Origin of the sequence: Variovorax sp. JS1663 (genome assembly GCF_002157355.1) — a bacterium.
In the GTDB taxonomy this organism is placed as follows: domain Bacteria; phylum Pseudomonadota; class Gammaproteobacteria; order Burkholderiales; family Burkholderiaceae_C; genus Variovorax.
On sequence record NZ_LYMK01000032.1, the window covers coordinates 36348 to 56238 of the forward strand.

Annotated in this window: 14 protein-coding genes; 4 read left to right on the plus strand and 10 right to left on the minus strand. The window is 66.1% G+C overall.

What is annotated here, in order from left to right; translation table 11 throughout:
* The first annotated feature begins 1 nt into the window (after position 1).
* The 4 genes from A8M77_RS23770 to A8M77_RS23780 all read left to right on the plus strand — a co-directional run bounded on the left by A8M77_RS23770 (position 2) and on the right by A8M77_RS23780 (position 7012).
* Complete coding sequence (locus tag A8M77_RS23770; RefSeq protein ID WP_143694746.1) at positions 2-871, plus strand: hypothetical protein; 870 nt, start codon at positions 2-4, stop codon at positions 869-871.
* Positions 872-1312: 441 nt separating this feature from the next.
* Positions 1313-3001, plus strand: a complete 1689-nt coding sequence (locus tag A8M77_RS36205; protein ID WP_158100988.1) for a hypothetical protein — start codon at positions 1313-1315, stop codon at positions 2999-3001.
* 4 nt (positions 3002-3005) lie between these two features.
* The gene (locus tag A8M77_RS23775; protein ID WP_158100989.1) at positions 3006-6143 is read left to right on the plus strand and encodes an AAA family ATPase; all 3138 of its coding nucleotides are present in this window, start codon (positions 3006-3008) and stop codon (positions 6141-6143) included.
* A 641-nt stretch (positions 6144-6784) separates the two neighbouring features.
* Entirely contained in the window at positions 6785-7012 is a 228-nt protein-coding gene (locus tag A8M77_RS23780; protein ID WP_086923984.1) for a helix-turn-helix domain-containing protein, read from the plus strand.
* 6 nt (positions 7013-7018) lie between these two features.
* Here A8M77_RS23780 and A8M77_RS23785 read toward each other — a convergent pair whose 3' ends face one another.
* The 10 genes from A8M77_RS23785 to A8M77_RS23830 form a co-directional block, all read right to left on the minus strand.
* Positions 7019-8002 (minus strand): CobW family GTP-binding protein, encoded by a 984-nt coding sequence (locus A8M77_RS23785; protein ID WP_086923985.1) that lies wholly within the window; start codon positions 8000-8002, stop codon positions 7019-7021.
* A gap of 8 nt (positions 8003-8010) precedes the next feature.
* Positions 8011-9684, minus strand: a complete 1674-nt coding sequence (locus A8M77_RS23790) for an amidohydrolase (RefSeq protein ID WP_086923986.1) — start codon at positions 9682-9684, stop codon at positions 8011-8013.
* Positions 9685-9734: 50 nt separating this feature from the next.
* Positions 9735-10763 carry an ABC transporter ATP-binding protein gene (locus A8M77_RS23795; protein ID WP_086923987.1) on the minus strand — a complete coding sequence of 343 codons (1029 nt, stop codon included), beginning with the start codon at positions 10761-10763 and terminating at the stop codon, positions 9735-9737.
* Positions 10760-11809: an ABC transporter ATP-binding protein gene (locus A8M77_RS23800; protein WP_086923988.1), complete on the minus strand. Its 1050-nt coding sequence runs from the start codon at positions 11807-11809 to the stop codon at positions 10760-10762. The genes A8M77_RS23795 and A8M77_RS23800 overlap by 4 nt, the downstream gene beginning before the upstream one ends.
* A gap of 2 nt (positions 11810-11811) precedes the next feature.
* On the minus strand, positions 11812-12714 hold the full coding sequence (locus A8M77_RS23805) for an ABC transporter permease (protein WP_143694747.1): 903 nt from the start codon (positions 12712-12714) through the stop codon (positions 11812-11814).
* Complete coding sequence (locus A8M77_RS23810; protein WP_086923989.1) at positions 12711-13679, minus strand: ABC transporter permease; 969 nt, start codon at positions 13677-13679, stop codon at positions 12711-12713. The genes A8M77_RS23805 and A8M77_RS23810 overlap by 4 nt, the downstream gene beginning before the upstream one ends.
* A gap of 27 nt (positions 13680-13706) precedes the next feature.
* Positions 13707-15305, minus strand: coding sequence for an ABC transporter substrate-binding protein (locus A8M77_RS23815; protein ID WP_086923990.1), 1599 nt, complete (start codon positions 15303-15305; stop codon positions 13707-13709).
* A gap of 348 nt (positions 15306-15653) precedes the next feature.
* The gene (locus A8M77_RS23820) at positions 15654-16982 is read right to left on the minus strand and encodes an MmgE/PrpD family protein (protein WP_086923991.1); all 1329 of its coding nucleotides are present in this window, start codon (positions 16980-16982) and stop codon (positions 15654-15656) included.
* Positions 16979-19081, minus strand: coding sequence for an acetate--CoA ligase family protein (locus tag A8M77_RS23825; RefSeq protein ID WP_086923992.1), 2103 nt, complete (start codon positions 19079-19081; stop codon positions 16979-16981). The genes A8M77_RS23820 and A8M77_RS23825 overlap by 4 nt, the downstream gene beginning before the upstream one ends.
* A complete protein-coding gene (locus tag A8M77_RS23830; RefSeq protein WP_086923993.1) occupies positions 19078-19881 on the minus strand; it encodes an enoyl-CoA hydratase/isomerase family protein in 804 nt (267 codons plus the stop codon). The genes A8M77_RS23825 and A8M77_RS23830 overlap by 4 nt, the downstream gene beginning before the upstream one ends.
* Positions 19882-19891 lie beyond the last annotated feature (10 nt).

Sequence of the window (19891 nt, forward strand, 5' to 3'; positions counted from 1 at the left end):
CATGCAGCGGGAAGCAAGATCGGAGATCAACCGGCGACCGGAAGGTAAAGAGCAGCAATCGATGACATCGCAACAGGCGCTCCTCGAATTCATCGCCGCCCTGCTGAAGTTTTCGGCGGTTCCGGCGGCTGCATTCGAGCTCATGTCCAAGGAGCGGCGCGCCAGGACAGAGTCATGGCTGGTCGGGAGGCTGCCGAAGCTGATCAAGGCGTTCCTGGTCACTCTGGTTGTTCTGAACGTGTGCGTGGCCTTGCTGGTCAAGGCGGGTCCCTACCTGTTCCTCCTCTTCTTCTTGTTTGGAGGCCTCATTTCGACCGTCATGATGTTGAGCCTCAAGGAGGATCAACTTTTCGCCTACCTGGCGACGGTTTTTGCTTTCATTGTTGCCGGGATGGTTGCAGCGGCGCTCGAGAAGTGGGTGATTCCAGAGGCATGGATCGTGACCATGGGCCGTCCGTTCGAGGCCGTTTCGGCGTGGGCGAACACCAATCCGTACGTCGATTGGTTACTGCCCGACTACTCGGGGCAAGCCTTCCTGGAGAACTTCCGCAGCTTTTTCAGCAGCCTCGAGCACTGGCTGTGGAGCTGGCTCGCTTTCGTGTGGAGCACCTACTTTTTCTTCGCCAGGGGCGTCATGGTGCTGATGGTCGCCCTGATCCAGTTGCTGCTCGCGGTCGGCGTCGTCGCTGGCGCGATCGTCGCCGTCGGAGGTCCCCTGTATCTGTTCATGAAGTTCTCGGACTACACGCGACTGAAGCTTGACATCGACAAGGACCGCATTCCCGTCGGCGCGTTCTTCTTCTGGGCCACGGGGGAGACAATCGAGTTCGGCTTGAAAGCGTACGTGGCATTGTGGAAGGCCTCGCAGTGAACCCATCGACACGCCCACCCGCCGGGCCGCAGCATGGAGCGCGAACAAGCTAACTGCTGGGAGCGAACGCAGTGCGAGGCGCTCTGTGAGCCCCCGATGGTGCGATTGCACCGACATTCGTCCCATGCTTGCGAGACTGCATTGCAGCGTTTGCGGTCTGTCGACTCGCCCAACTCAGCGACCTGAAGCTGTCGCTCAACTTTGAAGCTGAACCGGGAGCGGCGGCTTCACGTGTTGGGATTGCTGTCTCCTCGCCAGATATTCGCAGGCTCCAGGCCGGAAATGGCCCAGACGCTCTTGGCACTGCACTGGTCTGCAACAAATTGCTACCATCTTCGCAAGAAAAGGGCGGATACCGCCTAAGGAAAGAATGTGGGTTCGCCTGTTTTAATCAGTGACGTCGAGGATGTTCTTGCCTTGCGGGGTCTGGAGACTCCAGACTTGGCGCTACTCCAGGCAACGCATCAGAGCTACCGCGCGCTGCTTCTTCAGCCGTCGGGTCCTATCTACGCGGATACTCAGCGAATTGGCCCCCTAAACTTGGCCGGCGCGGCCGCCCAGGCCGACGCCTTCCTTACGCTGGCTGCACAACGCGGCGACCAACTCGTGGTCATCCCAGAGTACTTCCTTCCAGTGAGTTCCTTGGCCAAGGCGGCGCAGGGCGGGCCCTTCCCCGCTGAGGGCGCCCTTTGGGTGCTTGGGTGCGAAAGCATGACGCCCGCGCGGCTCGCAAGCTTCAAGGAGGACTGCGCCGGACATTGCGACGTCATCTACGAAGAGGACCCCGCTCCGGCAGTTCAGGGCAACTACTTCGACCCTGTCGCCTACTTCTTCATAACCCGGGACGCCGACAAGAACTTCAAGCGGGTCGTCTTGTTCCAGTTCAAGACCGCGCCTTCACGCGACAACCACGGCTTTGAGAACAAGCAATTGCGCTGCGGCCGAGCCATCTACCGGTTCCGGGGCAAGGACGGCTACATCAAGCTTTCGACAATCATCTGCTCCGACGCGCTGGACCTCGGCGAGGACGCTGATGCGAACAAGAAGCTGTCGGACAGAACCGTCCTCATCCACATCCAGCTGAACCCAAAGCCCAGGCAAACCGACTACCGCCGGTACCGGAGTGAGGTTTTCCGGCGCAGCCCGGTCACGACCGACTGCGACATCATCTGCCTGAACTGGGCTCAGAACGTCGTCCAACACGACGCGCCAGACCATGCGCCGCATGAGTGGAAGAACGAGAGCGGCTCGGCCTGGTACTTGCCAGAACGACGCTGCTCGGTAAAGGATGACGAGGTTGCCAGCAACGAGGCCAAGGGCCTGTACTACACCCGGCATGAGAAAAAGCGGCACGTCCTGCATTTCCATTATGACGAGGCCATTTTTGCGCTGACGGTACCCAAGGTTCTGCAAGGCGGCGCCGCGGTCCACGACGTGCTCATCGGCCCGCAACTTGATACGCGGTTCACCTGGAACGCCGACGCTGGCACATGGCTGGAGAGCACAAGCTGCCCAGAGACGGGGTGGAGCGCCATCATCAACGCGAGCCCGGAAGTCACCGCAGCGTTCCAAAGCCTGACTGACATCAAGGACCGGCTGCATATCGAACGAGCCATCTCCCTTTCATGCGGTCCTCACACCATGAAGGAGCAGTGGCACCGCGTGGACAACCTGGACGTGTGCCGCATCCCAGAGACCGAAGTCGTGGGTCGCGCCACGCTTCAGCTCGACCGGGATGCCGCAGCCACTGAGGAACGTCAGAAGCGCATCAACCGCGTTACGGTCCTGGGACACATCCTCCAGACGGCGACATTGCCGCCGCAAATCAAGGACCTTGCCGGCGGCGGAGCCTCTATCAGCTGGTCCCCCAAATCGCCCAACACCAACGTGACCAAGGTCGGTGCTCGTCCGGCCCTGGTGGCCTACCTCGGCACGAACCCGCCGCTGGATGTGGTCAAGCAGATTAGCGAAAACGCGTTCGAACTTCTGCGACGAGAGAACAAGGGCAACGAGACCCGCGTCGCCATCTGCTATCGCACAGTCGCTGGGGACACGAAGTTCTTCGACATCAAGCAGCAGATTCAATTTACCTACGATGGAAGCAGCATGGCGTCCATCACAGGGGAGTAGTGACATGCCTGAGATGCAAGCTGCGCGCGAATCGCTGAATCGCCTTCTCGTCGGGCTTCACGATGTTGACGATTCCGTCGTGCGCGGCGAGAAGAAGCTCGGCGAGCAGACCTACGCCGTTGCCTACGTGGACTTCGCCGATGACGTGGTGGAGCGCTCGCTGCACCTGCGCGAGTTCCAGGAACGCGTCCTCGCTGACGACTTCTTCGACACGCCTGGTGACCTGCGCTGGAACAAGTACCTCTACTTCGTCGCTGGCCCCAACTCAAAGTCGAATCCTCAGTTCGCTGCGGCGAAGGCTGCAATCGAGGCGGACAGGGACTACGCGCGCAAGCGCGTCATCTCGCAGGATGACCTTGAATCCCTGCTTGGAGGGCCGAAGCTGTTCGATGCTGCGGAACACGGAAGCACCTATGACGTGCTGACGGATTGGCGGCAGCGACTCTCAGCGGGCGGGCTCGATCTGTTGCTTGACGCTCCTACCCCTCGCACCGCCGCAGTGGAGAAGATTGCCCAGCGCGCAGCAGGCGGGACTTCGACGGCAAAGCAGCGGGTCAAGGAGCTAAATGCCGCCGACACACCGCTGGCGACGTCAAAGCTGCTGAGCTTGAATATTGCGTCGTTCCGGCCGATACACAACGGCAAGAGCTTTGACTTCGGCGACGTCACGCTGCTCGTGGGCGCGAACGGGAGCGGGAAAACGTCTTTGCTCGAGGCCGTCGAGTACTTCTACTGCGGGGACAACCGCAGAAGCGCGGCCGTCGGGCCGGTTCGCCTCAAAGCAACGCTGGTGCCTAGCATGGGCGGCAGCACCGTCGAGCTTTCATCCACTGGAGACGGACCGCGCATCAAGGCTCGAAATCTTGCTTGGTACAACCGCAAGGAGCACAACGTTGCCGACATCGTTGACAGCTTTTCGCTCTACAACTTCCTTGACACCGATGCAGCGTATCGCTTGTCCGGTAAGCTGAAACCAGATGACATCACCACTGAGCTGAGCCGGTTGTTGGTCGGCTCGTCAGCTGCGACGACGTTCGACTACTTTCAGAAGATTCGCGCCGACGTGGACAAGGCCTGGGACAAAGCGCAGCGCCGCGCCGATGGGGTGCAGGCGGAGTTGACGGTCTTGGAGCGGCGGCTGAAGGAGTTACAGGGCAAGCCGTCCACGGCGAAAACGCTGACGGACGCCTATCGAGCTGCGCTGGCAGGTCTCGGTTGGAAGCGGCCATCTGAAGCCAGCATGCCGACGTCGAGGGAAGGTCAGGAGCTTCTCGCCGCGCTGGCGCACGTGCAAGCGCTGGTCTCCCTGGGAGGCGCAGCTCGAACCATCAAGGATGTCGAGCAGCGCTCGGTGCAACTGGAAGCCGCGGTCAGCAACGCAAGGCCGGTCGAGACGCAGCTCGCGGTGCACGTTGGGGAAGAAAAGCAACTCGTCTCGAAGATTGAGGAGCTTGAGGTCATCGTCAGAAACCTGGGCCGCTGGATTGCCTATGAGTCCGTTGGTTTTCATGACGTGCGCCGGCGATACAAGTCGGCCCGCGAGGTTATGGAGCAACTAGCCACGCGTCTTGGAGGCTTGGTCGTCGGTGACCTGCCGCAGGTACCGCAGCAGTACGCGCCTCTCCAACTGCATGATGCCGTGCAGGCCGCGGGCGAAGCGACCACTGCCGCCCAAGTGAGGTTCACGCGCGCCCAGCAAGCCCTGGATCTTCATGGCAGGGCCGCGTCGGCCCGCGCTGCGGCGGCCGCGAAGCTGAAGGGCGCAGCGATGGAAGCGCTCAAGTCGTCGGAGAACCCGGATATGTGCCCGGTCTGCCGCACGGTGCACGCTAGCGGCGCATTAATGCATCTCATCGAGGATCTCACCTCAGGGCCGGAGACCACTGAGGAGGTCAAGGCTCTTGCGGAGTCGCTGCGCCTGGCAGGAGACGAGGCGAACGAAGCGCGGCGGGCGGCGAGCGCGGTTGAGCTCTGTCAGAAGTATGCGGCGCAGTTGCAGCTTAAGGGGACCACGCCCATGGAAGTCGTTGAAGAACTGGTTGCGTTGCGCGAGCGGGCGAACCAAGCGCAGCAGGAACTCCAGCGCGTCACCAAGGAAGGGCAGGACCTGCGCAATGAAGGCTTCTCAAGCACCGAGGCCGACCTGGTGTGGGGTCGCATCTCCGGGCTGTTCGAGCTTGAGTCGGACGATTTGACTGCCGACATCGCGTCTGCGGAACGCAATCGTCAGTCGGAATCGGTGGAAGCGAACCAAAAGGAACTTGTCGAGTGCCGCCGCAACATCGAGGCTCTTGCCCGTTCCATCCTAGACTTCGCTCAGGCTGTCGACCTGGACGGCTGGGTCACACGTGTAGCAATCATCGGCACGTTCGCATCGCTTGTGGCGCTGCGAGATGAGTTCCTCTCCGCGACAAGCAATGCCTCTGGGCTTCGTTCCTACCTTGACGTTGGAGACGATGTCCCGCTCGTCGAGGTCCAGGCACGCATCGCTGCCGTGGCCTCCGCGTTCAAGCAAGCTGATGAAGCGTCACGCAGCGATTCGGAAAGCTCGGCCGAGCAGCGGGACTTGCCGAAAAAGATTCAAGACTGGAAGCTCAGCCTTGGGAAGTATCGCAACGAGGAGACGGCGCTGCTTGAGGCCGGCAAGATCCTGGACGACCTCATTGAGAACGCTTCGCTGGAAAACGCTACACGGGAGGCGCTTGACGCCATCGGCGACCAAATCAACGAGGTGTTCTCGCGCATCCATTCGCCGCGAGAGTACGAGTACGTCGGCAGCCCCGACGTTCTTCTGCAGACCGCGGATGGACATGACGCCCGCACGCTGGACCAGGTCAGCACCGGGCAGCGTTCGGCATTTGCTTTGTCAATCTTCCTTGCCAGGAATTGCACGGCCGCGTCAGCGCCGCCAGTCCTGCTTATCGACGACCCAATTGCGCACGTCGACGACCTCAATGCGTTGTCGTTCCTTGACTACCTGCGCGACCTGGCTGTGAACTCGGGTCGGCAAATCTTCTTTGCGACGGCAGACACTCGAGTGGCATCCCTGTTTTCAAAGAAGTTCAGCTTCCTGGGAGAGTCGTTTAAGACCATCAGTCTGGTGCGCAGCCCTCAGGTTGAGGAAGACGCCGCGGCAGGCTGACCCCCTGTGTCCGGCGCGTTGGCTCGACGAACATAGTGCGGCCGCAGCCCCGGACGTCAAGATCGTTCGGCGGCGCTATCCGTGGTGCCGGGCCTGTGCGTCAAGGACGTTGATTTCCGTCACCGGCGATCTGCGTCCGCGACGGCAAAGGCGGCAAGGATCGGGTCTTGATGCTGCCGTAGTCCTTGCTCGTGGTCGTCAGGGCACAGTTGTCCAGCAATGAGGTGCCCCCAAGCAGTCGCTGGTGAACTTCCGCAACCAGTCTGACCCGGACGTTCGTGTCAACCGCCCGCAGATGCCTTCGTCGTTCCACTGCACCTTCTAGACAGAATTGGAGCTTTGCTTCGAAGCGCCGCCCAGCCGAAGTGCGTGATCTCGCGAACCACGAGACCTACCTGCGGGAACCCACCCATTGGGCCCGCGACGACTTGCATGGTTGCTTGCAGAAGCCCGGCATGCACGAGGAGGCTGACGCCCTCGAAATCGTGATCGTCAGTCAGGATGCACGGAAGGGGACCAAGGGCGATCCTGCGTAACAGCGAGAGGGACTCCGCGTAGTTCATCTGTCCTCTCGATGCAGTTCTGAGCGCCCAAATAATCCTGAATTGGGATATTCTAAAACAGGATGTACTTTCGCCCGCGTGTCGCGCGGCCTCCATCCAACTTACAAGAAGCTTTCCAGCCTGCTGGCCGAGGCGCGTGCCGCTGCTGGGCTGACGCAGGCTCAGGTTGCGGAGCGGCTGAAGCGGCCCCAGTCGTTTGTCTCGAAGTACGAGAACGGCGAACGCCAACTGGATGTCGTCGAGTTCATCGGGGTGTGCAAGGCCATCGGAATATCCCCGGCGGAAGCGGTCAGTCGGGTCTCTTGAGCTGACTCAGGCCTGCACGTTGGCCTCTGTGCCTCGCATAAATACGGCTTCCAACGCCGTCACCGGTAAGCATCCTCGCAAGCCGATCGCCACCAGGGCCGCTCGGTCCAATGGCGCGTTGGCTTTGCGCAGCATCCCATGCCGCCCCGCGAACTGGACCTCCGACCACTCGTTCTCCCCGGTGCGCAGCAGCCCTTTCAGGCGCAGCAACCCGGCCGGCGCATCGCGCAGCCATGCGCGAAGCGTGCCTGCATCGAAGACCTGTGCGGGCCGGCAGGACCAGGTATCGAACAACGTGCCGTGGTCATGGGCATGCGCATGCGAATGGTCTGCGTGGTCCTCGTGCGTGCAGCCCGGCTCGGCACAGGTGCCCCGTGCGCCTGCCAGCGACAGGCCATCGAGCAGCACCATCGGCAGTTGGGCCTGCGAGGTCTCGAACCGCGGTGTCTTCCCCGCTGTCGCAGAAACCCAATCGCGCACCCGCGCCAGTTCATCCGCCCCGACACGGTCGGTCTTGTTGACCACCACCAGATCCGCCGCCCGCACCTGCCGCTCCAGCGTATCGGTCAACAGCGGATCACGCACCTGCGCCAGCACCGCCCCCGCGTCCACCAGCACGATCACGCCTTCCAGCGCCAGCTCCGGCGCCGCCATGCCCAGTTGCGCGATGCGCCACGGATCGGAGACGCCACTGGCCTCGATCACCACTGCGTCGAAAGGCGTTGGCGCCTCCAGCACCTGGATCAGCGCGCGCGAGAGGTCGTCCCCGATCTGGCAGCACACGCAGCCGTTGGTCAGCGCGATGGTGTCGCCGCTCGCGCCCTCGATCAACGCGGCATCGATGTTCAGCGCGCCGAAGTCGTTGACCAGCACGGCCATGCGCCGGCCCTTCGCCTCGCGCAGCCAGCGGTTGAGCAGGGTGGTCTTGCCGGCGCCCAGGAAGCCGCCGATGACGGTGAGCGGGATCCTGGCCGCAGGCCTCGTCGTCATGCAATGCCTCAGTGGCGCCCGGCCTCGAACACGCGCCCCGAGAGGACCGTGCCCCACACGCGCACATCCTTGAGCTTCATCGGCTCGACCTCCAGCGGATCGTCCTCCAGCACGCAGAAGTCTGCCCGCTTGCCGCATTCGATGCTGCCGATCTCGTGGTCCAGCTTCAGGGTCCACGCCGCGCCCAGCGTGATGGCACGCAGGGCCTGCGGCACGCTGATGCGCTCGTTCGCGCCAAGCAGGCGGCCCTTGGGCGTCACGCGGTTGACGGCGCACCATGCGGTGAAGAAGGGGCCGAGCGGCGTGACAGGCGCGTCCGAATGGATGGCCAGCGGCACGCCGGCCGCGAGCGCGCTGCCGCAGGCATCGAGCCGGTTCGCGCGGTCCGGCCCCATGGTCATCTCGTAGTGCTGGTCGCCCCAGTACCAGATGTGGTTGGCAAACAGGTTGGCGCTCAGGCCCAGCGCGGCCATGCGGCGGAACAGGGGCGCGTCGATCATCTGGCCGTGCTGCAGCGTGTGGCGGTGGCCGGGGCGTGGGGCGCGCGCCAGCACGCGCTCGATGGCGTCGATGGCGGCCTCGCTGGCCTCGTCGCCGTTGGTGTGGGTGTGGATGGTCAGGCCGGCGCGGTGGTACGCCTCGAAGTCGGCCTCGTATTGCGACGGCGCGGTGACCCAGATGCCGTTGGGCGCGCCGTTGAAGTGGCCCGGCCAGCGCAGCCTCGCGGAAAAGCCCTGAATGGAGCCGTCCAGCATCATCTTCACCAGGCCGTAGCGCAGGCGGTCGGTGTTGCGCGGGATCAGGCTCAACACGTGCTCCGCGCCCTGCGGTGCGCCATGGGTGCCGTGGAAGGCCTGGAAGGCGGGGAGGATGCGCACGCGGCAGTCGTCCTCGGCGGTCACGGTCTCGAGGACGCCGCAGTCCTCGGGGGTGAGCTTGTTGACCAGGTCGGTGGCGGTGGTCACGCCCTGCATGCATGCCAGGCGGCCGAAGGAGCGCACGCCGTCGGCGGTCATGGGCGCGAGCAGGCCGGCGTTGCCGATCTTGCGCAGCACCAGGAACATGGCGGCGGGCTCCTGCAGCTCGCCGGTGGGTTCGCCCTCGTTCGCGTCGCCTGCTGCGAACTTGACCACGCCTTCGACCTCGTTGTCCCGCGTGATCTCGGCCAGCGCGAGCATCGCGGTGTTGACGTTCATCAGGTGGCCGTTGGCATGGCCGATGACGATGGGGCGGGTGGCGCTGGCGCGGTCCACGTGCGCGACGGTCATTCGCTCGCCGCCGAAGTAGATGGGGTCGAAGCCCCAGGCGATGAGGGGTTCGCCCGGCGGCTTGCCTTGCTCGTCCATCTTGCGGGCGACCTCGGCCAGGCGCTCGACCACCGCGTCCATGGAGCGCAGGCCGCTCCACACCTGGCCCTCGGGGTCGCGGCGGTCGAACCAGCCGAGGTACGTCCAGTCCCACATGCTGCCTTCCTTGAGGTGGCAGTGGCCCTCGACCAGGCCGGGCATCAGCACCTTGCCGGCAAAGCGCTCGTCGAGCGTGAACTCGCCCCAGGCGCGGATCTCGTCCAGCGTGCCGACCGCCAGCACGCGCCCCTCGCGCACCGCCACGTGGGTGGCCTCGGGCTGCATGGGGTTCATGGTGATGATCTTGCGGGCGGCGTAGACGGTGATGGCGGTCATGGGGTCGGTGGAAGGAGCGACGGAAAGGATGGACGGATGGTGCGCCGGTTTCAAACCGGCTGCAGGCGCAGGGGCGGGCGCGGCTGACCCTCGAAGATGTCGACGCGGCGGCAGCGCACCCAGTGGTCGGGCGCGACCTCGCGCAGCGGTGGCAGCTCTGCCCGGCAGGCCGGCTCGGCCACCGGGCAGCGGCCGGCGAAGCGGCAGCCGGGCGGCGGGTCGATGGGGCTGGGCGGGTCGCCGGTGAGCTTGATGCGGTTGGCGGCGCGCCGGCGGCCGCCGGCCACGGTGGGCACGGCGGACATCAGGGCCACGCTGTAGGGGTGCAGCGGCCGCGCGAAGAAGCTGCGGCGCGGCGCGCGCTCGACGATCTGGCCCAGGTACATGACGGCGATGTCGTCGCACAGGTGCTCGACCACCGCCATGTCGTGCGAGATGAAGAGGTAGGTCAGGCCCAGTTCGCGCTGCAGGCGGGCGAGCAGGTTGAGGATCTGGGCGCGGATGGCGATGTCGAGCGCGGAAACGGGCTCGTCGCAGACCACCAGCTCGGGGTTGGTGGCCAGGGCCCGCGCGATGTTGATGCGCTGGCGCTGGCCGCCGGAGAACTGGTGCGGAAAGAGCTGCTGCTGCTCGGGCCGCAGGCCGACCGCCTCGAAGAGCTCGGCCACGCGGGCCTCGCGCTGGGCAGGGGTGCCGATCTTCATCAGCTCCAGCGGCGCGCGCACGGCCGAGCCGGCGCGTTCGCGCGGGTTGAGGGACGAGAACGGGTCCTGGAAGATGATCTGCATGCGCGAACGGGCCCGGCGCAAGGCCTCGCCTTCGAGCGTGCCGAGGTCGGTGTCGCCCAGCTGCACGTGGCCGCCGGTGATGGGCGCGAGGCGCATCACCGACAGCGCGGTGGTGGTCTTGCCCGAGCCCGATTCGCCCACCACCGCCAGCGTGGTGCCGCGGCGGACCTGGAAGGAGACGCCGTCCACCGCCTTCACCACCTCGGGCTTGCGGCCCCAGCTGGCCTTGCGCGGGAAGTGGACCTTGAGGTCGTTGACGGTCAGCAGGGTGTCTGTTTCTCTGGCGGTCATGCGGCCTCCTGGAGGGTGTGTTCGGCGTCGGCATGCAGCCAGCAGGCCGCGCCGTGGTGCACGCCGGGGTGCAGCGGAATGGCTGGCGCACGCAGGTCGAACATCGGCGGCACCTCGGTCGCGCAGCGCGCCAGCGCATGCGGGCAGCGTTCGCGGAAGGCGCAGCCGCTGCCCAGCTCCCAGATGGAGGGCACCACGCCGGCGATCTCGGGCAGCTCCTCGCGGTCCTCGCCCAGGCTGCTGCTGCCCAGCTCGGGCAGGCAGTCGATCAGGCCGCGGGTGTAGGGGTGGCCGGGGTTGCCCAGCACCTGCTCGGTGCTGCCCTGCTCGATCACGCGGCCGGCGTACATCACCATCACGCGGTCGGCCATCTCGGCCACCGCGCCCATGTCGTGGGTGATGAGCAGGATGGCGGTGCCCTTCTCGCGCTGCAATTCGCGCAGCAGGTCGAAGATCTGGGCCTGGACCGTCACGTCGAGCGCGGTGGTCGGCTCGTCGGCGATCAGGATGTCGGGCCGGCAGGCCAGGGCCATCGCGATCATCACGCGCTGGCGCATGCCGCCGGAGAGCTGGTGCGGGTATTCGTCGACCCGCCGCTCGGGCGCGGGGATGCCGACCTGCTTGAGCATCTCGATGGCGCGCTGCCGCGCCGCGTGGATGTTCAGGCCGGCATGCAGCTGCAGCGATTCGGCGATCTGGTCGCCCACGGTGAACACCGGGTTGAGCGAGGTCATCGGCTCCTGGAAGATCATCGAGATGCGGTTGCCGCGCACCTCGCGCATGCGCGCCTCGCTGGCCTGCACCAGGTCCTCGTCCTGGAACAGCACGCGGCCGCCGCTGATGCGGCCAGGCGGGGAGGGGATCAGGCGCAGCAGCGCCAGCGCGGTCATGCTCTTGCCGCAGCCGGATTCGCCGACCACGCACAGGGTCTCGCCGGGGGAGAGCGCGAAGTCCACGCCGTTGAGCACCAGGGCCTGGCCTCGGCGGGTCTTGAACTCGACGTGCAGGTCCTCGACCTTCAGCAGGGGGTGTTGGCTGTTGGGCATGGTCAACGCTCCCGGAGCTTCGGATTCAGTGCGTCGTTGAGGCCGTCGCCGATCAGGCTGACCGCGAGCACGGTGAGGAAGATGGCGGCGCCCGGAAAGGCCACCGCCCACCAGCAGGACAGCACGTACTGCCGGCTCGACCCGATCATCAGGCCCCAGCTCATCTGGTTGGGATCGCCCAGGCCCAGGAAGGACAGGCCCGCCTCGAACAGGATGGCCGCGCCCACCGCCAGCGTGGCCGAGACCACCAGCGGCGGCAGCGCGTTGGGCAGGATCACCTTCCAGATGATGCGGGCGTCGCTGGCGCCGATGGCGCGCTCGGCGCGTACGAACTCCAGGCCCCGGTACTTCATGAACTCGGCGCGGGTGAGGCGCGCGGTGGAGGTCCAGCTCACGATGCCGATGGCCAGCGTGACGGTGACCAGCGAGGGCGAGAACAGCGTCACCACCACCATCGCGAAGAGCAGGGCGGGCAGCACCTGGAAGAACTCGGTCAGCCGCATCAGCGCGGCATCGACCTTGCCGCCGTAGTAGCCGGCGAAGGCACCGAGCGTGATGCCGATGGCCACCGACAGCAATGCCGCCACCGCGCCGACCAGCAGCGTGGCGCGGCCGCCGTAGATCAAGGTGGTGAGCACGTCGCGGCCGAGGTAGTCGCTGCCGAGCCAGGCGTCCTCGCTGAAGGGCGGGGTGAGCGGGGCGGAGCGGATCTCGAAGGGGTCGGCGGGGTAGACCCAGGGGCCGGCGATCGCGACCAGCAGGATCAGCAGCAGCATCACCATGCCGGCGATGGCGGAGGGGTTGCGCATGAACATGCGCAGGGCCTCGGTGCCCGGGTGCTCGACCCGCGGCATCGGGCGGGCCGCGGGCATGGCGGCGGCGGGAAGGATGGCGGTCTTGCTCATGATGTCTTGATGCGCGGATCGATGAAGCGGTAGCACAGGTCGGTGACCTGGTTCATCACCACCACCACGATGGAGGAGAACAGCAGCACGCCGAGGATGGTCGGGTAGTCGCGGCGCAGCACGGAGTCGAAGGCGAGCCGGCCGAGGCCGGGCCAGTTGAAGACCGTCTCCACCAGGATCGCGCCGGCCAGCACGTTGCCGAACTGCAGGCCCAGCACCGTCACCACCGGCAGCAGGGCGTTGCGCAGCGCGTGCTTGTAGAGCACCACGCGGTCTGCCAGGCCCTTGGCGCGCGCGGTGCGGATGAAGTCCGAGCCCAGCACGTCGAGCATGGAGGAGCGCGAGAGCCGGCTGTACTGCGCCAGGTACACCAGGCCCAGCGTGACGGTGGGCAGCACCAGGTGGTGGGCCACGTCGAGCACGTCGGCGATGCCGCCGCCGGTGGAGTCGATGCTGCGCATGCCGGCCACGGGCAGGATGGGGATCATCGACGCGAACAGGATCACCAGCATGATCCCGACCCAGAACACCGGCGCCGCGAAGCCCACCATCGACAGCACGGTGATGAACTGCGAGAGCAGGCCGTTGGGCTTGCGCGAGGAGAGCACGCCCAGCGCCGTGCCCACCAGGAAGGCCAGCATCACCGCGCTGAGCACCAGGAGCAGCGTGGCCGGCACGCGCTCGAGGATCATCGAGGTGACGGGCAGGTTGAAGAAGTAGCTGTAGCCCAGGTCGCCCTGGATCACCTTGCCGAGGTAGACGCCCAGCTGCACGGGCAGCGGCTTGTCCAGCCCGTACTGGGTGCGCAGCTGCGCCATGAGCTCGGGCGACATGCCGCCGCTGGCGCCGGCGATGGTTTCCACCGGGTCGCCGGGCGCGGCATGCACCAGCACGAAGTTGAGCACCACCACCGCCAGCACCAGGGCCAGGCCCTGCAGCAGGCGGGATGCGATGTAGCGCGGCATGCCGTGCTCCTTTTTCCTGGTTGCTGCTTACTTGAACGAGATCTCGTCGAAGGGCGACATCGGGCCCCAGATGCTGGCGGGCACGTTCAGGAGCTTCTTGCTCGCGGCCGTGTGGTAGGGCACCTGGTTGATGAAGACGATGGGCAGCTCGTCGGTGACGATCTTTTCGAAGGTGGCGTAGTAGGCCTTGCGCTTGGTCGGGTCGATGATGCCGCCGGCGGTGTTGAGCAGCTCGTCCACCTTCGGGTTGCTGTAGCTCTGGGTGTTGGTCCACACCACCGGCTTGATGTTGGTCGACAGGTAGGTGCGGTGCACGCCGATGATCGGGTCGCCCCAGTTGAAGACCAGGTCCATCGACATGTCGAAGTCGTGCGAGGCCATGCGCTTGGCCCAGGCCGGGAAGTCGGCCGAGGCGCGCACCTCGACGGTGATGCCGATCTTCTTGAGCTGGCCGCGGATGTACTCGGCCACGGTCTTCTGCTGGTCGTCGGCGCCGGGCAGGTAGTCGATGGTGAGCTTGAAGCGCTCGCCGCCGGCGCCGGCCTTGTAGCCGGCGGCGTCGAGCATCTCGGCGGCCTTCTTCAGGTCCACCGGGTAGCGCACCAGGTCGGTCACGGCGAAGGGGCTGCTGGCGACGATGGGGCCGTCGGCCGGCGTGGCGAAGCCGCCCATCAGTGCCTTGGCGATGAAGTTCTTGTCGATGGCGGTGGCGATGGCCTTGCGCACCTGCAGGTCCGACAGCGGCTTCTTCGTGAGGTTGAAGGCCAGCCAGTTCAGCGCGCCGATGCCTTCGTAGCCCTTGGGCGTGAGCGTGACCTGCGGGTTGCTGGCCAGGCGCTTGAGGTCGGTGGGCACGCTGGCGAAGGGCAGCATCTGCACGTCGCCGCGCTCCAGGCCCAGCATCAGGCTGGCCATGTCGGGCGTGATGTTGACGATGACCTTGTCGAGGTAGGGCTTGCCGGGGAGGAAGAACTTGTCGAAGCGCTCCAGCACGATGCGCTGCGCGGCCTTGAACTCCACCAGCTTGAAGGGGCCCGAGCCCACCACGTCGGCGCTGTTGCGCGGGTGGTTCTTCAGGTCCTGGCCGTCGCCGTAGATGTGCTTGGGCAGGATGGGGCACAGGGCAGGCGACATGGCCAGCACGATCGCCGGGTGCGGCGTGCTCATGCGGATGATGGCGGTGTACGGATCGGGCGTGTCCACCTTCTCGACGGGGCCCATCATGGTGGTGAAGGGGTGGTTGGCCTTGATCGCCATGATCGAGAAGGCGACGTCGGCCGAGGTGACGGGCTTGCCGTCGTGGAACACCGCGTTCTTGCGCAGGTTGAGGGTGAGCGACTTGCCGTCCTCCGCGAGCTTCCACGATTCGGCCAGGTAGGGCTGCGGGTTCCACTTGTCGTCGAAGCGCAGCGGGCTCGCGAAGAGCTGGGTCGAGGGCAGGGCGGTCGCGATGCCCGACTGCACGGCGCCGTTGAGGTGGCGCGGGGTCTGGGTGTTGCCGATCACCAGCGTGCCTCCGCGCTTGGGGGCTTCGTCGGCGATGGCGGGCAGCGCGGCCAGCGTGCCGGCGGCGAGCAGGGCGGAACCCAGCAGCGCGGCGCGGCGGGTGAACGGGAAGGGGGACATGCGTGACCTCGTGATGTTCGACGGGGGGAACGTGGGCCGTCGTGGCCCGAGGTCGAAGATAGGCAAAGGCCGCCCGGCGGCGAAGAGCCACGGGGCGGCGACTTGCAGGGCCAGAATGTGCGGGTTTGCCCGGGGGTGCACCAAGCGGATGCGTGTGCCCCAAGCTGGGACGCCAACCGTTGTCGCCGGTGCTGGACCTCGGCCGCACGCAGGCCGCGAAGGGCAGTGCAGGGCCCGTCGCAGTCCTGGCCAAGTGCTAGTCTGGACGTCTGGTCCCGGCGATCAAGCGGTCGACCGCTTCGCTTCGTGCCCTCGCCGACTCAGCAAGAGTTATCTGAATTTCCATGGCTACGCGTTCAGGTCGGTTGCGCAGTCGAACTTCCAGAGTCTATGGACCAACTCCTGAGCGCGTTCAATGCCGATGACTGGCGTCGAGAGCTCCAGTAGCTTCGAAGACAGGTCCGCATCGCTCAATGGTTCTTCGGGATCGCCCTTCCTGTTCGGCTGCAGATGACTGAGTCGGCGGCCGTCGTTCATCTCGAATTCGATCCTCGCGGCACGCTGATTTGGGAAGGCGGCGTCGAGCTCCGGGTCCACGGCCACCTCCATCCGTTCCATCAGAGCGCGCGTCGCTGGATCGTCGAGGCGCGCCGGCTCGTAGGCTGCCATGCGCACGCTTCCATGCACGAGGGCCGACGCGACCACGTATCTGAGGCTGAAGCGCGCCTCGTTGGCGGTTGCCGGCCGCTCGTAGCAGGCGATGTCCAGCGCGGGCCGATACGTACCGATCCGGATGCGCAAGATGTCCTCGGCTTTCACCTGGTACCTTGCCTGCAACGCGAGCGCCCCGTCGATCGCCGCGAAGGTGTGGCCACAACCGATATGGTTCTTGAAGGTGAGCCTGGCGATGTGAAAGTCCTCGCCCAAGGTCGAGGCGACGCGGGTCCAGTCAGGGCCATCGCTCATGGCCTGCCCCAGCCCCGCTTCGCCGTCGAGGATGTCGAGCGAACCCGTCAGCCCGCTGGCTGCCAGGTCGGCGGCAAGCACGCCCGCCTCGGCAGCGCGTCCTGCGTGCAGAGGCTTGGACATCGAGTCCATGCGAAACGCCTGCTGCAGTCCTGCCGCGAAGGTGCCCGCGGTGGCGAGCGCGTGGGCAAAGGCCTGAGCCTCCAAGCCATGGATGGATGCCGCCGCTGCGGCGGCACCGAACGTGCCTACGGTGCCGGTGCTGTGCCAGTACTTGTAGTGCGAACGCCCCAACACGACACCAATGCGGGTCGAGACCTCGTAGCCGACGACGACGGCACGCAGGAAGGTCGCGCCATCGACCCCGGCGGACTGTCCGGCTGCGAGCGCCGCAGCGATGGTGGCCGCACCCGGGTGGTACATCGCGTCGCGGAAGCTGTCGTCGACTTCGGCGGCATGCGCCGCCGTGCCGTTGATCAAGGCTGCGGTTCGGGTCGTCGCGCGACGTCCCAGCGCCAGCCGCGCCTTGCCGCGATCGAGATCCTCGGACAACGCCTGCTCCAGCAGTCGCACCGGTGGCGTCGCCAGCCCGGGAAAGAGCGAGGCGTGCCAGTCGATGACCGCGCGCTTCGCGTGGTGCGCGATGTCCTCGCGCAGCGGTTGAGCATTGAGCGCTTCGGCGCTGCTGGCCAGCGCTTCGATCGCCGTCATGCCGCCTCGCCCGCGAGCACCGCGACCCCGTCAACCGCGCGCACGCCCTGTCCCTCGGGCAGGACGAAAACCGGGTTGATCTCGGCTTCGATCAAGCGCTCACCCAGTTGCGCGGTCATGCGGGAGAACGCGACGATTGCCGTGGCCAGTGCGTCCACATCGGCCTTGGGCCGTCCGCGGAAGCCATCGAGCAAGGGCCAGGTCTTGAGTTCGCGCAACATCTCCACGGCCTGTTCGCGCCCCAAACCACCCTCGGCGGGCAGCAATCGCATCGTCGTGTCCTTGAACAGTTCGGCGGTGACGCCCCCCATGCCCACGAGGATCGCTGTGCCGAGCGGGTCCCGATGCATGCCCAGGATCACTTCGGTGCCGCCGGACACCATTTCCTGCATCAGAAAGCGCTGCGGCACGATGCCCGTCTTCTCCTTTACCTCGGCGGCCATCGCGGTCAGACGCGCACCCACCTGCTCGGCCGCGAGGTTGACGGCCACGCCGCCCACGTCGCTCTTGTGCGTGATCTCGCCCGAGAGCACCTTCAGCACGACACGGCCACCGAAGGCGCGCGCTGCCTGCTCCGCTTCCTGCGGCGTCGTGACGATGGTCTCGGCGGCGCAGGGCACGCCGAAGCGAGCGAACAGCTGCTTGGCTTGCGCTTCGTCGAGCGAGCCCGTCGGCAGGTCCGCGACAGGCACCGCTTCGCCAGCCGTTGCCTCGGGATGCGCCTTCCACCGCGCTTGCCGAAGCATGCCGTCGAGGGCCACCGTACAGCTCTCGGCGGCCGGGAACGCGGGCACGCCGGCTTGCGTCAGGATGGCAGCGACCTCCGGCGCATGCGGGCTGACATAGGCGATCACCGGCTTGTCGCTCGCCGGCAGACAGTCCTTGATCGCATTCGCCATCAGCTCCGGCATGGCCAGGCTGGACGAGCCGACGATGATGCAGAGCGCGTCGTAGCTGGGACTGTCGAGCAGCGTCCTGATCGCGCCGCGCAGCAGGTCCGGTTGCAACCCGGCGAGCGTGACGTCGATTGGGTTGCGGTCGAGCGCGGCGTGGTCGCCGGTCTGCAGCGCGCGCAGCCGCGCCGCCGTTTCCGCGTCGGGCGACGGGGTTTCGAAACCGGACACGCCCAGGCTGTCGGATACCAAGGTGCCTGCGCCACCTGTGGAGGTGAGGATGGCCACGCGGTTGCCGCGCAATACGCGCCCGGTGGCAAGGGCCGCCGGAATGTCCAGCAGCTCGCCGAATGTCTGCGCCCGGATGATGCCGACGTCCTTGAACAGCGCGTCGTACATCCGATCAGCGCCGGCCAACGCACCCGTGTGCGAGACGGCAGCCCGGGCACCCGCCTCGGAACGCCCGATCTTGAAGGCCACCACGGGCTTGCCCGCACGCGCCGCCTTGAGTGCAGCGGCACGGAACTTCTCGGGGTTGCGGACGCTTTCGACATACAGGGCGATGACCTTGGTGTCGGGATCGTCCGCCAAGTGGTCGACGAAGTCCGCGATGTCGAGGTCGACTTCGTTGCTGGTCGAGATCAACTTCGACAGGCCGATGCCGCGCGGTGCGGCGCGCGACAGCAGCGCGCCGAGGATGCCGCCGCTTTGCGACACCACCCCGATCGAGCCCACCGGGAAGTGCTCCATCTCCAGCGCGCCGCTGGCGGAGAGGACGATGTTGTCGGTCAGGTTGACCAGGCCGATCGTATTCGGGCCGAGGATGCGCATCGGGCCGGCGGCTTCGATCAGCTGCTGCTGGCGACGCGCGCCCTCGTTGCCGGTCTCGGTGTAGCCGCTGGCCAGCACAATGGCGGCCGCGGTGCCGCGCGCCGCCAGGTCACGCACCGCCACATGGGCTCGCTCGGCGCCGAGCAGGACGATGCCCACATCCGGCACGCCGGGCAGGGACGCAATATCGGGGTAGCAACGCAGGCCATCGATGGTTTCCACGCGCGGGTTGACCGGGTAGATGTCGCCGGTGAAGCCGTGCTTGCGCAGGTAGGCGACCGGACGACCGGCCGTCTTGGCGGCGTCGGCCGATGCGCCGATCACGGCGACGCTGCGAGGCTTGAGTAGTCGTGCAATCGATTCGAGTCCGCTCATCTCGTGCTCCCGTTCTTCTCGGCGCTCTTGGCAAGGAAGGCCATCACCGATTCGCGATGCTCGGTGCTGGTGTAGCAGATGCCTTGCGCCTGGCTCCCCTGGGCGAACACCTGGTGCGCCGACATCTCGAAACTTTGGTTGAGGATGGTCTTGCCCAAGGCGAGCGCCGTGGCGGAGCCCTTGCTCATCTCGCGAGCCCAACGCTGGGCATCGGCCACCAGGGCACCGGCATCGGTCTTGCGATCGGCGATGCCGAGTTTGAGGGCCTCGTCCACCTCGACCTTGCGGCCGCTGAAGATCAGTTCCTTGGCGCGGGCGAGGCCGACGCGGCGTGGCAGGAAGTACATTCCGCCGCCGTCCGGGACGATACCGCGATTGATGTAGGACCAGGTGAAGCTGGCCGCTTCCGACGCGATGATGAAGTCGCAGGCGAGCGCCGTGTCCGCGCCCAGGCCCGAGGCGGCGCCATTGACGGCGGCAATCGTCGGCTTGGGCATGGTGAGCAGAAGCGTTTGGGTGTGATGCACGCGCTGCTGCCGCGCCCAGCCGTTGAAGCCGACCTCGCCTGCAGGGGCTTGCATGCGCCGCTCCATGCCAGCGACATCGCCGCCTGCACAGAAGCCTTTGCCACGTCCGGTCAGCACGAGGGCGCGGATCGCCTTGTCGTGGTTCACGTGCTCCAGCGCGGAGATGAATTCGGTGCGCATGTCATCGCTCATGGCGTTGCGCTTCTCCGGACGGTTCAGCCAAAGCGTTGCGACGCCGTCGGCAACCTCGAGTTCGATCAGTTTTGCAGTCATGTTGTCTCTC